The organism is Mycobacterium bulgaricum (assembly GCF_041287165.2).
GTDB lineage: Bacteria > Actinomycetota > Actinomycetes > Mycobacteriales > Mycobacteriaceae > Mycobacterium > Mycobacterium bulgaricum.
In genome coordinates this window covers 729,662-743,223 of the sequence record NZ_JBGGKV020000002.1, presented here as the reverse complement: position 1 = coordinate 743,223, position 13,562 = coordinate 729,662, and the positions used below count along the sequence as shown (strand labels likewise).

Sequence of the window (13,562 nt, the reverse complement as noted above, 5' to 3'; positions counted from 1 at the left end):
GCCGCCGCTCAGGGAACCCGAACCGCCTGCAGCACGGCGTCGATCACCCGGGTCGGAGTGACGCCCGCACTGGCCGCCTCGAACCCGAGGATCAGCCTGTGCTGCAGTACGCGATGCGCGAGATCGGCGATGTCCTGGGGGATCACATGGTCCCGTCCGTTGAGGACCGCCAGTGCGCGCGCTGACGTACACAGCGCGATGGTGGCGCGTGGGCTGGCGCCGTACTCGATGAGTCTGGCGAGCTGGCTGGGCAGGTGGTTGCCCGGATCGCGGGTCACCCCGACCAGGCGACTGGCGTAGAGCATCAGGTCGCGGCTCATGTAGACGTCGCGCGCGAATCTCTGCAGAACCCGAATGTCGTCGAGGGTCGCGACCGGCCTGCTGTGATGGTGCTTCTCGAAAAGACCCGCGTCGAGGCGTGACATCACCTCGACCTCCTGCTCCGGCGTCGGATAGCGCACGACCTCCTTGAGCAGGAACCGGTCGGTCTGGGCTTCCGACAGCGCGTAGGTGCCCTCCTGGTCGACCGGATTCTGCGTCGCGATGACCAGGAACGGTTCAGGGATCGGATATTCCGTGCCTGCGATGGTGGTCTGCCGTTCCTCCATCGCCTCCAGCATCGCGCTCTGCGTCTTGGCGCTGGAGCGGTTGATCTCGTCGAGCAGCACCACGTTGGCGTGTACGGGACCGAGCTGGGTGACGAAGGACGAGGTCGTCGCGTCGTAGATCTGCGTGCCGATGATGTCGCTGGGGAGCAGATCGGGGGTGCATTGGATGCGTCGGAACTGCCCGTCGATGGATTCTGCGATCACGCGGGCCGCCGTCGTCTTCGCGAGCCCGGGCACGCTCTCGAGCAGGATGTGGCCACCTGTCAGCAGGCCGATCAGCAGCGTCTCGCGCAGATGCTCCTGCCCTACGACCTTGGCCGAGAACGCGTCGGCGAGCGCCGCGACCACCCGCTGTGCCGCGCGGGCGTCGTCGGACTGTCGGGGCATCGGCGCAGCAGTCATCCCCGGGCGTGTACCACCGGAGTCCGGCGTGCAAACCGACGCAGGGGTCGTCGAGCACGCTGATCACGCTGGCCAGCGTGGACGAGGTTTAGCCGAAGGTCAGGGCCGCCGATACCGCGATCGCCCACACCAGCATGGCCAATCCGGTGTGCTTGAGCACCGGGATCAGGTCCCGGCCCCCCAGTCCGCCGCGGACGGGTTTGGCGGCGCGCACCGCCAGCGGCAGCGCCACCAGGCCCACAGCGCACCACGGAGTCGCGAGCATCAGCACCAGCGTCAGCGCGAACGCCACGACCAGCAGCACCTGGAACAGCACCCGCGTCTTCGCGTCGCCGAGTCGCACCGCCAGGGTGATCTTCCCCGACACCTTGTCGGTCGGGATGTCGCGCAGGTTGTTGGCCACCAGCACCGCCGACGACAGGCAGCCCGTCGCGACCGCCAACGTCAACCCCACCCAGTTGACCCGCAGCGCCTGCGTGTATTGCGTGCCGAGCACCGCAACCAGGCCGAAGAACACGAACACCGCAACTTCACCGAGCCCCAGGTACCCGTAGGGCTTGGAGCCGCCCGTGTAGAGCCACGCCCCGGCGATGCACGCCGCGCCCACGGCGATCAACCACGGGGAGGAGAACCACGCGAGCGCCAGCCCGGCGACGGCTCCGACGGCCAGCGCGATCACCGCCGCGGTCAGCACGGATTTCGGCGCCGCCACCTTGGAGCCGACCAACCGCAACGGCCCCGAGCGCACGTCGTCGGTGCCGCGGATCCCGTCGGAGTAGTCGTTGGCGTAGTTCACGCCGACGATGAAGCCGACGGCGACCAGCAGCGCGAGCAGCGCCCGCCACCACGACGCGGCGTCGAGCCACGCCGCGGCGCCCGTCCCTGCGATGACGGGTGCAACGGCGTTGGGCAGCGTGCGGGGACGCGCCCCCTCGACCCATTGGGCGAAAGTGGCCACGACCGCCAGTCTTGCAGGTGCCGGCCGTGGCAGACTGAGCGCATGGATGACCGGCTCAGCAAGGCCGAGATCGGCAAGGACGCGGTGCAGGAGATCGTCGGCGCGGGCGCGTCGACGGTCGGTGAGATCACCTCGATCATCACCGGCGCCGTCAAGGACGTCGCGAACGCGATCGGCGGGTTCGCCACCGACGTGTTCGAGATCCGCGACGGCGCCCGGCGTGCCGCCGGGGATCCCGACGAGGACTAGCCGTCGGGGCGCAGGCCCCGTAGCGCTCCGACGCCCGACACCTCGATGCGGGTGGTGTTGCGCGCGTACGCATCTGGCGATGCGGTGTCGCCGGGGATCCTGACCGAGCCCCAATCGAGCTCCGGGTGGCCCACCATTCTGCTCGGAATCTCGTTCAGCGGTTCGAACGCCACCAACCCGGCGAAGGTCCCGCCGATCTCGGCGTCGCGGTCCTCGGTCAGCCAGGGCCGCGGCGATTCGATCACGACGCGCGGCGTTTCGGCCACGCCACCGGACACCGTGGGGATGTCGCGGATACACGGGAACAGAAACGACTGCGGCCAGCTGACGAGCACCGGCCCGTTGTCGGCCAGGAAGTCGTTGAGAGGCACCACATGGCGCAGCCTCGGCCCCGTGAACGCCAGCCAGCCCGCGCCGTCGGTGCGGCCGTCGACGGCGCGCACACGAACCCTGTTCGCGCCCGCAGGCACGTCGGCGGCGTCGACACCCAGTGACCGCCACAACGGGTGCGACGGGTCCTCGTCGGCGGCGGGTCGGTCGACCGGGGTGCTCGCGCCCAGCACCTCGACGGTTGTGCCGGCAGCAGTTCCGAACTCCAATGTCAGCGAGTTCGCCCCCGACGTTCGGCCTGAAACCGACAGTGCGACACCGTCATCGGGCTTCAACGCGGGCAGGTCGAACCACTGCGTGGTGATCTCGCCGGTGGCCTGCGCACCGGTCGTTCGGCTTCCCCACAGGAAGGCGGACGTGCCGGCGCCCGGCGGATCCGGCGGCGGCGCCCCGGGGAAGAAACCGGCCAGCGCGCTGAAACCGGAGGACTGCCCGCCCTGTTCGGCCGGCGTCAGCACGGGACCGTCGGGCAGAAGTTCGATGTCGTCGGCGAGCCCGCACACGCGGGTGCCCGTGAGCCGGTCCACGTTGATCATCGCCAGCGAGCCTGTGCCGCGGCGCACCGGTGCCGTCGCGAACGTGCCCACCAGGACGATCAGCGACGTGCCCAATGCGACCAGCGTCAGCACCGCGGGCGCGAGGAGCGACAGGCGGCCCGCGCCCGCGGTCCGTCCGATGAGGGCCACGGTGACACCGCCGGCCGCGACCGCAACCGCCCACAGCAGCGGGCTGTCGAGCGGCACCCCCGCAGGCCGCACCGAGTCGGTCGCCCACGGCAGGTCGTACATGGCGGGCAGCCACCAGGCGTTGGGGCCGACGAACGCGAGTGCGGCAGCAGCGGCAAGCAGTGCCGAGCCCGCCACGCCCACGACCGCGACGTGGCCATCCGGACCGCGCGCCCGCCGGACGAGCAGCACGATCGCCACGGTCAGGAACGACGCGAACACGCCTGCGAGCGCGCCGAGGTGATACGACCACTTCGACGGCGCGACCGCGAGCAGCAGTAGTGCCACGATGACGACGCAGCCCATCCGGGCGGCCGCCGTCCCCACCGCGTCGCGGTCCCCACGTCGCACCGCCAGCGCAGCCACGACGGGCAACAGCGCCGCGGTGAGCAGGACGGGCAGGCGCTTGGCGAAGCTGCCCTGCTGATCGGGCTGAAGCAGATGCTCGTAGCGGCTGGGTTCCTCGTACCACGGCAGCGCGGGCCCGAATGCGGTATGCCAGTCGGTGGCCGTGACGAGGGCATCCCAGGTCTGGTCACCGAAGATCACCGTCAGTGCGACGGCGCCGATACAACTCACCAGAGCGGCGGTCGCCACCCGGTGTGCCGTCGTGGCCCGCGCGGCCGCGGCAAGCCGGGGGGCGAAGACCACCACCGGTGCGGCCACAAGAAGACCGGTCGGGCTGATCGGGATGGTCAGGGCGGCGACGAGGGCCAGCACGCCCAGATCGGCGGGGTCACGGGCGCGCCAGGCCAGCGCCAAGGTGGCCGCGACGCCGAGCGCGACATAGGACTCCGGCCGCGTCCCGAGGTTGAACGGCAACCACGCGGCCAGCAGGCAGAGCGCGGCCAACGCGCGCACCCGCACCGTCGCCGACAGAGCAGGCAGCGCCGCCCCGAGCACGCCGCGACTGACGACGAACCACGTCGCCAGCGCCGCCACCGTGCCGGGCAGGCGCAACCAGAGCGGCGCGATGCTGATCTCGGTCAGCGGCGCGAGCAACTGCTGACTGAACGCGAACGGCACCTCGGCGGCATCCCACCACCGGTAGTAGTTGCCCGGGTTTCCCGTCGCGGCGAAGTTGCGCGCGATGGTGGTCGCCCAGCCGTCGTCGACCGCCAGCGGCCCGATGACCGCCCATCCGACGAGCGTCCCCGCGACGGCGACGTCGATCCACCACACGCCGCGCCATCGCCACCGCCTCAAGGCGGGCGGGCCGCGACCCCGGTGCAACAGGATCAGCGCCGCGGTGGCCGCGATCAGCTGCACGGCGATCAGGACACCCTTGAGCACGGTCGGCGTCGTCGCGAACGGCCCGCCGACGGTGACGGCGACCGACAGTCCCGAGGCCGCAGCCGCCGGGAGATCGGTGTGGAACCCGAACACCTGCGGGACGCGCGCGCCGGTGAGATGGGTGGTCCGGCCGTCGGCGCCGACGATCGTCATCCCGCCGACCACCGATTCGACCCTCACCTGACAGTCCACCGGCTCGGCCGGGAGCGCGAGCTCTTCCTCGTGGTCGTCGAGGCGCATGCGCACCGAGGCGGTGGACGCGGTCACCACCAGTCCGGCACCGTCGGCTCCGGTTGCCAGCACCGTCGTCGGAATCGGCTGGGCAGCGGCCGCCCGCAGCGCGGCGCACGGAATCGACGCGGTGAGAGTGTTCGGCCGGTCGGGCGCGATCAGGGCGGTGCTCGAGGTCGCGGGCCGGCCCGGAGCGGGCCACGTCAGCGTGGTGGTCTCGGCGATGACCGGCGCAAACGGCAACACCAGGGCGGTCGCTACGCCGATGAGTCCGACGAAGAGGGCGACGCAGATGTGGTGTCGTGGGGTGTGGGTCCGCATAGGATCGCCCGCCAGCGTGCCCGTAGAAGCGTCCGCGGGAACCCCCGGGTCGGCTGAACGTCACACGCCCGTCACGGGTCGCGCGTCGTGTGGTGCGCACAATGGTGGGATGCGCACCGGAGCTCTCGATTGTTAGGCGTCATCGGCGGTAGCGGTTTCTACTCGTTCTTCGGCCCTGACGCGCGTTCGGTCAATGTCGACACCCCCTACGGTCCGCCGAGCGCGGCGATCACGGTGGGCACCGTGGGCGAGCATGAGGTCGCCTTCCTCCCGCGCCACGGCGTCGACCATGAATTCTCGCCGCACACCGTGCCGTACCGGGCCAACATGTGGGCCCTGCGCGCGCTCGGGGTGCGACGCATCTTCGGGCCGTGCGCAGTCGGCAGCCTGGACCCGGAGCTGGGTCCCGGCGCGATGGTGGTGCCCGATCAGCTGGTCGACCGCACGACCGGCCGCGCCGACACGTACTTCGACACCGGCGGGATCCACGTCGGTTTCGCCGACCCGTACTGCCCGTCGCTGCGCGAGTCGGTGACGGGACTGCCCGGTGTCGTGGACGGCGGCGCGATGGTGGTCATCCAGGGACCCAGGTTCTCGACGCGGGCGGAGAGCCAGTGGTTCGCCGCGCAGGGTTTCCGGTTGGTCAACATGACAGGATATCCCGAGTCGGTGCTGGCGCGTGAGCTCGAAATGTGTTATGCGGCAATCGCTTTAGTGACCGATGTGGACGCGGGCGTGGAGTCTGGGCAGGGCGTCAAGGCGGTGGACGTCTTCGCCGAGTTCGAGCGAAACCTGGTGCCGTTCAAGCAACTCGTCCACGAAGCCATCGAGAACACCGCCGTCGAGCGCACGTGCACGCACTGCCTTCCGCATGAGGGCATGAACCTTCCGATCGAGCTGCCGTGAGGATATTGCTCACCGGCGCAGCCGGTTTCATCGGTACGCGGATCAGAGCGCAGCTTCGCGACGCGGGCCATGACGTGGTTGCCGTCGATGTGATGCTGCCCGCCGCGCACGGGGACGACGCGGCACTGCCCGACGACGTCCGGCGGGTCGACGTGCGTGACGCCGCCGCGGTCGCCGAAGCACTTGCGGGTGTGGACGTGGTGTGTCATCAGGCGGCGGTGGTCGGCGCGGGGGTGAATGCGGCCGATGCGCCGTCGTATGGATCCCACAACGATTACGGGACGGCGGTGCTGCTCGCGGAGATGTTCAGGGCGGGCTGCCAACGGTTGGTGCTCGCGTCGTCCATGGTGGTGTACGGCCAGGGCCGCTACGTGTGCCCGGAACACGGCGACGTCGAACCCTTGCCGCGCACCCGTGCAGATCTCGATTCCGGGCAGTTCGACCATCGCTGCCCCGTTGGCGGGGAGTCGGTCGACTGGGCACTGGTCGGCGAGGACGCGCCGCTGAAGCCGCGCAGCCTGTACGCGGCCAGCAAGGTCGCGCAGGAGCATTACGCGCTGGCCTGGGCGGAATCGACCGGAGGCTCGGTCGTCGCGCTGCGCTATCACAACGTCTACGGGCCGGGCATGCCCCGCGACACCCCCTACTCCGGGGTCGCCGCGATCTTCCGCTCCTCCCTCGAATTAGGCGAGGCGCCAAAAGTTTTCGAAGACGGCGGGCAGATGCGTGACTTCGTCCACGTCGACGACATCGCCGCGGCCAACGTCGCGTCGGTCGAAGCGGGCCTGGACGGGTTCTCGGCGTTCAACGTGTGTTCGGGCAGGCCGGTGTCGATCCTCGACGTGGCCTCGTCGCTGTGCGAGACCCGTGGGGACGTCACGCCGCAGGTCACCGGGCAGTACCGCAGCGGCGACGTGCGCCACATCGTGGCGGATCCGGCCAAAGCGACTGAGCTACTCGGATTTAAGGCAGCGGTCGATCCCGCCGACGGGCTGCGAGAATTCGCGACGGCGCCGCTGCGAGGGGTTCCCAAGACCTCTTGACACCCGTCAAGTCATACTGTTGTCCATGACGTCCACAGCGCTGTGTGAACAGTTTGGCATCGACTTCCCCCTCTTCGCGTTCAGCCACTGCCGTGACGTGGTGGCCGCGGTCACCAACGCCGGCGGGTTCGGCGTGCTCGGCGCGACCGCCTACTCGCCGTCGCAGCTGGACCAGGAGCTGGCCTGGATCGACGAGGCCGTCGGCGGTAAACCGTATGGCGTTGATCTGATCGTGCCCGCCAAGTTCGAAGGCAAGGGCGAGAAGCTCACGAGCTCCGATCTGGCCGGCCGCATCCCGCAGGAGTACCGCGACATCGTCGACGACCTGCTGCGCGCCCACGACATCGAACCCGAGCCCAACCGCCGCCTCGGCGGCTCGTCGCTGTCGGGAAACACCGGCCGCGAACTGCTTGACGTGGCCTTGACGCACCCGGTCAAGCTCATCGCCAATGCGCTCGGCGTGCCGCCGGACTACATGATCGAGGCCGGCAAAGAGCGCGGTATTCCGGTGGCGGCGCTGGTCGGCGCGAAGGAGCACGCCGTCAAGCAGGTGGCCGCCGGGGTGGACGTGATCGTCGCGCAGGGCACCGAGGCCGGCGGGCACTGCGGCGAGGTCAGCACGCTCGTCGTGGTGCCCGAAGTGTTGGAAGCGATCGAACAGACGGGGTCGCGGACCCCGGTGCTCGCGGCGGGCGGCATCGTGACGGGCAGGCAGATGGCGGGCATGGTCGCGATGGGCGCGGCCGGGGCGTGGACCGGGTCGGTGTGGCTGACCACCGAGGAGGCCGAGACCGCGCCACACACGGTGGCCAAGATGCTGGCCGCGACGTCGCGCGACACCGTGCGCTCGGCGGGCCGCACGGGCAAGCCGTCGCGCCAGTTGGTGTCGGACTGGACGAACGCGTGGGCGCCGTCGCGGGACGGGCATCAGCCCCTGGGCCTTCCTCTGCAGTCGATGCTGTGCGAGCCGGTGATCCGTCGCATCGATGTGCTCGCGTCGCAGGGCCACGAAGGTGCGCAGGCGTTGGCGACCTACTTCGTCGGCCAGGGCGTCGGGCTGATGAACAAGGTCAAGCCGGCCCGCGAGGTCGTGCGCGAGTTCATCGAGGACTACCTGGCGGCCGCGGAGCGCCTCAGCAGCTCACTGCCCGGCTGAGGCACCTCGCGAAATATCATTCCTGGTCGTGGTCTGACGGCAAACCGCAGCCCGGAATGATATTTCGCGGCGGCCGGCTAGTGGATGGCCAGCTAGTCGATGGCCAGCGGCAGCCGCACCTCGAAGCGGGCGCCCGTCGGCAGGTTGTGCGCCGACAGCGTTCCGCGGTGGGCCTGCACCAGCCCGGCGGCGATGGCCAGGCCGAGCCCCGAACCGCTCGGCAGCGACGAATCCGCGCGCGGGATGCGGCTGTTGGAGCCGCGGTAGGCGACGTCGAACACCCGCGGCAGATCCGCCTCGTCGATACCCACACCGGTGTCGTCGACGCGGGCCCAGGCACTGTTCTCGTCCGCGCCGAGTGCCAGCTCCACGCTGCCGCCCGTTGGCGTGTGGGCGATCGCGTTGGCCACGAGGTTGGACAGCACCCGTACCAGCGCACGGTCGCTGCCGACCACCCGCACCGGCTGCTCGGGCAGATTCGCCGCAAGCCGCACCCCGGCGCGCTCGGCGGCGATCCGGTGCGCGGCGAGCACGTCGTCGACGACTTCGTCGAGGGCCACCTTGTCGAAGGACGGGGTCAGCGCGCCCGCATTGATCTTCGACATCTCGAAAAGGTCGTCGACCATCTCGGAGAGCCGGATCGACTCGTGCTCAATGTGTTTGGCGTGTACCCGCACTTCCTCGTCGGGGACGACGCCGTCGGCGATCGCCTCCGACACAGCGCGGATGCCCGCCAGCGGGGTGCGCAGATCGTGGCTGACGAACGCGACGAGCTGACGCCGCGACTGCTCGGCGGCGCGCTCGGAGTCGCGGATCTCGGCCTCCCACACCGTGCGTCGCGCCTGATAGCGGCCCAGCATGACCGCCGCCGGGATCGCGACGACGGAGACGATCACGAGCACGACGGTGGTTTTCTCGAACGTCTGGGTGATCATGAATCCGCTCGCGCCGAGAACCCCGGCCAGGGTCGCCAGTACCGGGATCAGCACCAGCGCCACCATGCTCGCCGCCAGCGACCACGATCGGGCCAACCGGACTACGGCGGCGCCCGCCAGCACCACGGGGATCGAGCATGCGAGCGCCCAGCCGATGATCTCCCAGAAGTCAGTCGCGGGCATCCGGGTGCTCCGCTGGTGAACCCTCGGCCGACCACAGATAACCGCGGCCCCAGACGGTCTGCACGCGGTGACGGTCGCCCAGCTTGGAGCGCAACCGTTTCACGTGCACCGTGACCGTCGACAGATCGCCGAAATCCCAGTGCCACACCTGCTTGAGCAGGTCCTCCCGGGTGAAGACGGTGTCGGCGTGGGTGAGGAAGAACAGCAGGAGGTCGAACTCCCGATTGGTCAGGCTCACCGGCTTGCCGCCGACGGTGACCGAGCGCGAGGCCGTCGTGACGGTCAGATCCCCGGAGGTGATGTCCATCGGCAGCACCCCGGTGGCCGACGGGGACCGGCGCAGCACCGATTTGACGCGCAGCGCCAGTTCTCTGGGGCTGAACGGTTTGGTCAGGTAGTCGTCGGCGCCCGCCTCCAGTCCCGCGATGCGGTCGTCCTCCTCGCCCAGTGCCGTCAGCAGGATCACCGGCACCGAGTAGTCGCCGCCCTGGCGCAGGCTCCGGCACAGTGCCATACCGTCGGGGCCGGGCATCATCACGTCGAGGACGGCCACGTCGATGCGCTGGGAACGGAGAAGCCGCAGGGCCTCGGTGCCGTCGTGGGCGGTCGACACGTCGAGCCCGTCGCGCTCCAGGTAGCGACGGACGACGTCGCGGACGACGTCGTCGTCATCGGCGATGAGGACTCTGGTCACTGCATCGAGGTTAGCCTTTCGAACCCACTACCAGCGCCGATGTCACGGTTTCGTCAGGCTTGCCCGGCATCTGGCCTGGACAGCCCGCCTAGCGTGGACCTATGCCCGACGTCACGGTGGTCTTGCCCTGCCTCGACGAGGCAGCCTCGCTGCCCGGCGTGCTTACCGAAATACCGCAGGGGTACAGCGCTCTCGTGGTCGACAACAACAGCACCGACGGTACGGCCGAGGTTGCGCGCCGTTTCGGTGCGCAGGTCGTCGCCGAGAAGACACCCGGGTACGGCGCGGCGGTGCACGCCGGTGTCGTCGCTGCGACGACGCCGATCGTGGCCGTCCTCGACGGCGACGGGTCGCTGGATCCTCGCGAGCTTCCCGCCATGGTGGCCGACGTCGAGGCGGGCGCCGACATGGCGATCGGGCGACGCCGCCCGACACCCGGGTTGAAGTGGCCGTGGCATGCCCGGCTCGGGACGGCCGCGGTGTGCTGGCGACTGCGACAGCGGCACGGACTCCAGGTTCATGACATCGCACCGATGCGGGTGGCCCGTCGCGACGCGCTGCTGGCTCTGGGCGTGGCGGACCGGCGGTCTGGCTACCCGCTCGAATTGCTCGTGCGGGCTGCGCAGGCAGGCTGGACGGTCACCGAGCGCGATGTGGACTACGGCCCCCGCACCGGGGGGACGTCGAAGGTCAGCGGCTCGGTGCGCGGAAGCGCGATCGCGGCGTGGGATTTCTGGCGGGCGATCTCGTGACGCAGGTGTGCCTGCTGGTCGTCGCGAAGGCTCCGGTGCCGGGACTGGCGAAGACCCGTCTGGCCGCGACGCTGGGTGACGAGAAGGCTGCCGCAATTGCCGCGGCGGCGCTGCTGGACACTCTGGATGCGGTGGCGCGCATGCCCGCCGCCGCCCGCGTCGTCGCGATGACCGGTGACCTCGATGCGGCCTCATCGAGCGACGAAATCCGTTGCCGGCTGGGATCTTTCACCGTCCTGCCGCAGCGCGGCAACGGCTTCGCCGACAGGCTCGCGAACGCGCACCACGACGCGGCCGCCGCCACCGGTGGGCTGCCGATCGTCCAGATCGGGATGGACACTCCCCAGGTCGACGCCGACAGGCTGAGCCGGTGCGCGGAAGCACTCGCCGACCACGACGCCGCGTTGGGCATGGCGCCGGACGGGGGCTGGTGGGTGCTCGGCGTACGAGACGGCATTCATGCCGAATGTCTGCGGGATGTGCCCATGTCAGTCCCCGAAACCGGGTTGCTGACTCGGAAAGCCCTGGAGGGCAACGGCTTACGAGTCGCTTCCATCGACGAGTTGGCCGACGTGGACACCATCGACGACGTCGACGGCGTTCGGCGGGCCTGTGCGCGCACGTCCCGGTTCTGGCACGTCACCGCGAATGTCTCAGCAGGGGAGGACTGAATGTTCGGGAAGTTGTACGACCGTGCTCTGGACGGCGAACGATGTTGGGTGCGTCGCGACGACGGCCGGGTCAGCCGGCTGCCGGTAAACAGCTGGCTCGGTGGAAGCGGCGCCGACACCGAGTTCGACGAGGCGCTGGTCGACTTGTGCGACGGCCCCACGATCGACCTGGGCTGCGGGCCGGGGCGATTGGTGGCGCACCTGGTGAACAGGGGAGTTCCTGCCCTCGGGGTCGACCTGTCCGCGACCGCGGTCGAATTGGCGCGCAACAGCGGCGCGCCCGCACTGCACCGCGACGTGTTCGCCGAGCTGCCTGCGATGGGGCGCTGGCAGACGGTGCTGCTGGCCGACGGCAACGTCGGGCTGGGTGGAGACCCTCGCCGGATCCTGCAGCGGGCAGCCGAGCTGCTGCGCCGCGGCGGCCGATGTCTGGCTGAATTCGACCCGTCGACAACGGGTATCGACGTCGGCTGGGTCAGGCTGGAATCGGCGAAGACGATCGGCCCGTGGTTCCGCTGGGCGGTCGTCGGTATCGACTCGGTGCCCGAGCTGGCCGCCGACGTCGGTCTCGGGCTGGCCGACGTGCATCGCATCGGCGGCCGAGTGGTCGCGAGCCTCGTCGCCTGAGCGTCGCCGCGGCTACCAGTTGGTCAGAATGACGTGGTTGATCACGAGGGCACCGATCACGTTGAGCGCCAGCCACCATCGCAGGGATCGCCACGGCAGCAACGCCGCCGCCGCGACCAGCCATACGGTGAACGGCAACCAGATGCGCTCGGTCTCGGCCTTGCTGAGCCGCGACAGATCGGCGAAGACGATCGCGAGCAGCGCTCCGAACACCAGCAGATGCAACCCGGACCGTCGCTTGATCGCCGCGATGTCGAAGGCCCTGCCGAGACCGGCGACGCTGCCCAGCCCGATCGCGCACACCGTGGCGGCGAAATTCGCCCAGCCCCAGTACTGGAACGGTCGCTCCAGCGCGATGCCCTGCCAGTAACGCTCCTGCACCAGCAGATAGCCGTCGTACCACCAGAAGCCGGCTGCGAAGAAGACAGCGGCCACCGCGACTGCCGTGAGCACCGCCGGGACCAGGACACGCAGCGCAGCGCGCCACGACGGTGCGCTCACCAACACCGCGACGGCGGGCAGCGCCATCAGCCCGAGGCCGTAGTTGAGGAAGATGCCCCAGCCCAGCAGCAGGCCGGCGCCCGCCGCCGCGGCGAGCGGCAGGCGGATGGTCCGGGTGACGGCCAGCGCCAGCAGTGCGATACCCCAGGCCGCCACGCCCGCGAAGTACCCGTCGGCCGAGACGGCGATCCAGATCGCCGTCGGCGCGACGGCGGCGAACACCGCGGCCTTGCGCGCGGTGTCCTCGTCGGCCAGCGCGCGCACCGCGACGACGACAGCGGCCGCGATGCTGGAGCCGGCGAGAAGCGAGAGCAGTCCCGCCCACGCGCCGCCTGCCAGGCCGATGCGGTCGAGCCACACATAGGTCAGCAGCGCACCGGGTGGATGCCCCGACACGTGGGTGATCCAGGAGTCCGGCTGGAAGTCGAGGATCCTGTCGGCGAAGGTGCGCAGCATGACCGGGATGTCGGTGACCGTCGGCACCTCGCGCAGGTACTCGTGTTTGGCGGTCAGGCGCCCGGCGAAGCCGCGCTCCCAGCCGTCGATCATCGCGAGGCTGAACGCCCACGCGCACGACACCGCCCAGGCCGTCCACGGCAGCCACCGCCACGGCAGCCGCTGCGCCACGGTGGGCCCCCACAGGACGGCGGCGAGGGCGATCGCGACGGCGGGAATGGTGCCGGGGCCGACGTGGGTGTTCCACCAACCGAAGATCGGCGACGTCGCGGCGAAGTCGCGGAAGCGTTCCGGCGTCGCGTTGAGCAACGGCGTGACCGTCTCCAGGTGAAGATGCGGGACGACGAACGCCGCGACGACGAGCACGACGGCGACGCCAACTGCACCCGCCTCTTTACGCATCCCCCGATTCTCCGCGAGCGCGCGTGTCTGCACGCCGACACTCCGTGCCGGGGCGTGCA

Annotated in this window: 13 protein-coding genes; 7 read left to right on the top strand and 6 right to left on the bottom strand. The window is 70.1% G+C overall.

Annotated features, from left to right (window positions below; genetic code table 11):
- Positions 1-8: 8 nt before the first annotated feature.
- Both ACAG24_RS10170 and ACAG24_RS10165 read right to left on the bottom strand, forming a co-directional pair.
- Positions 9-1,010 (bottom strand): AAA family ATPase, encoded by a 1,002-nt coding sequence (locus tag ACAG24_RS10170; RefSeq protein ID WP_370471958.1) that lies wholly within the window; start codon positions 1,008-1,010, stop codon positions 9-11.
- An 88-nt stretch (positions 1,011-1,098) separates the two neighbouring features.
- Entirely contained in the window at positions 1,099-1,968 is an 870-nt protein-coding gene (locus ACAG24_RS10165) for a 1,4-dihydroxy-2-naphthoate polyprenyltransferase (RefSeq protein ID WP_370471959.1), read from the bottom strand.
- Positions 1,969-2,010: 42 nt separating this feature from the next.
- On the opposite strand from ACAG24_RS10165, the gene ACAG24_RS10160 reads away from it, so the two are divergent.
- Positions 2,011-2,217, top strand: a complete 207-nt coding sequence (locus ACAG24_RS10160) for a hypothetical protein (protein WP_370471960.1) — start codon at positions 2,011-2,013, stop codon at positions 2,215-2,217.
- Here the strand turns inward: ACAG24_RS10160 and ACAG24_RS10155 are convergent.
- The gene (locus ACAG24_RS10155; protein ID WP_370471961.1) at positions 2,214-5,177 is read right to left on the bottom strand and encodes an arabinosyltransferase domain-containing protein; all 2,964 of its coding nucleotides are present in this window, start codon (positions 5,175-5,177) and stop codon (positions 2,214-2,216) included. The genes ACAG24_RS10160 and ACAG24_RS10155 overlap by 4 nt on opposite strands.
- Positions 5,178-5,306: 129 nt before the next feature.
- On the opposite strand from ACAG24_RS10155, the gene ACAG24_RS10150 reads away from it, so the two are divergent.
- Genes ACAG24_RS10150 through ACAG24_RS10140 form a run of 3 tightly spaced genes read left to right on the top strand, consistent with a single transcriptional unit; the run spans position 5,307 to position 8,282 of the window.
- A complete protein-coding gene (locus ACAG24_RS10150) occupies positions 5,307-6,083 on the top strand; it encodes an S-methyl-5'-thioadenosine phosphorylase (protein ID WP_370471962.1) in 777 nt (258 codons plus the stop codon).
- Positions 6,080-7,126: an NAD-dependent epimerase/dehydratase family protein gene (locus ACAG24_RS10145; protein ID WP_370471963.1), complete on the top strand. Its 1,047-nt coding sequence runs from the start codon at positions 6,080-6,082 to the stop codon at positions 7,124-7,126. The genes ACAG24_RS10150 and ACAG24_RS10145 overlap by 4 nt, the downstream gene beginning before the upstream one ends.
- A 25-nt stretch (positions 7,127-7,151) precedes the next feature.
- Positions 7,152-8,282, top strand: coding sequence for an NAD(P)H-dependent flavin oxidoreductase (locus tag ACAG24_RS10140; protein ID WP_370471964.1), 1,131 nt, complete (start codon positions 7,152-7,154; stop codon positions 8,280-8,282).
- 92 nt (positions 8,283-8,374) lie between these two features.
- On the opposite strand, the gene ACAG24_RS10135 is transcribed toward ACAG24_RS10140, so the two are convergent.
- Together ACAG24_RS10135 and ACAG24_RS10130 are read right to left on the bottom strand one after the other, a co-directional pair.
- Positions 8,375-9,400, bottom strand: a complete 1,026-nt coding sequence (locus ACAG24_RS10135; RefSeq protein ID WP_370471965.1) for a sensor histidine kinase — start codon at positions 9,398-9,400, stop codon at positions 8,375-8,377.
- Positions 9,387-10,094: a response regulator transcription factor gene (locus tag ACAG24_RS10130; protein ID WP_370471966.1), complete on the bottom strand. Its 708-nt coding sequence runs from the start codon at positions 10,092-10,094 to the stop codon at positions 9,387-9,389. The genes ACAG24_RS10135 and ACAG24_RS10130 overlap by 14 nt, the downstream gene beginning before the upstream one ends.
- A gap of 101 nt (positions 10,095-10,195) precedes the next feature.
- Between ACAG24_RS10130 and ACAG24_RS10125 the strand changes: the two genes are divergently transcribed.
- Genes ACAG24_RS10125 through ACAG24_RS10115 form a run of 3 tightly spaced genes read left to right on the top strand, consistent with a single transcriptional unit; the run spans position 10,196 to position 12,144 of the window.
- Entirely contained in the window at positions 10,196-10,846 is a 651-nt protein-coding gene (locus ACAG24_RS10125; RefSeq protein WP_370471967.1) for a glycosyltransferase family 2 protein, read from the top strand.
- Positions 10,843-11,517, top strand: coding sequence for a TIGR04282 family arsenosugar biosynthesis glycosyltransferase (locus ACAG24_RS10120; RefSeq protein ID WP_370472616.1), 675 nt, complete (start codon positions 10,843-10,845; stop codon positions 11,515-11,517). The genes ACAG24_RS10125 and ACAG24_RS10120 overlap by 4 nt, the downstream gene beginning before the upstream one ends.
- The gene (locus tag ACAG24_RS10115) at positions 11,518-12,144 is read left to right on the top strand and encodes a methyltransferase domain-containing protein (RefSeq protein ID WP_370471968.1); all 627 of its coding nucleotides are present in this window, start codon (positions 11,518-11,520) and stop codon (positions 12,142-12,144) included.
- Positions 12,145-12,156: 12 nt separating this feature from the next.
- Here ACAG24_RS10115 and ACAG24_RS10110 read toward each other — a convergent pair whose 3' ends face one another.
- On the bottom strand, positions 12,157-13,503 hold the full coding sequence (locus ACAG24_RS10110; protein WP_370472617.1) for a hypothetical protein: 1,347 nt from the start codon (positions 13,501-13,503) through the stop codon (positions 12,157-12,159).
- Positions 13,504-13,562: the final 59 nt, after the last annotated feature.

Coding starts and splice junctions, on each gene's coding strand:
- ACAG24_RS10170 (WP_370471958.1), bottom strand. CDS start 1,010: ATGACTGCTGCGCCGATGCCCCGACAGTCCGACGACGCCCGCGCGGCA.
- ACAG24_RS10160 (WP_370471960.1), top strand. CDS start 2,011: ATGGATGACCGGCTCAGCAAGGCCGAGATCGGCAAGGACGCGGTGCAG.
- ACAG24_RS10155 (WP_370471961.1), bottom strand. CDS start 5,177: ATGCGGACCCACACCCCACGACACCACATCTGCGTCGCCCTCTTCGTC.
- ACAG24_RS10140 (WP_370471964.1), top strand. CDS start 7,152: ATGACGTCCACAGCGCTGTGTGAACAGTTTGGCATCGACTTCCCCCTC.
- ACAG24_RS10135 (WP_370471965.1), bottom strand. CDS start 9,400: ATGCCCGCGACTGACTTCTGGGAGATCATCGGCTGGGCGCTCGCATGC.
- ACAG24_RS10125 (WP_370471967.1), top strand. CDS start 10,196: ATGCCCGACGTCACGGTGGTCTTGCCCTGCCTCGACGAGGCAGCCTCG.
- ACAG24_RS10115 (WP_370471968.1), top strand. CDS start 11,518: ATGTTCGGGAAGTTGTACGACCGTGCTCTGGACGGCGAACGATGTTGG.
- ACAG24_RS10110 (WP_370472617.1), bottom strand. CDS start 13,503: ATGCGTAAAGAGGCGGGTGCAGTTGGCGTCGCCGTCGTGCTCGTCGTC.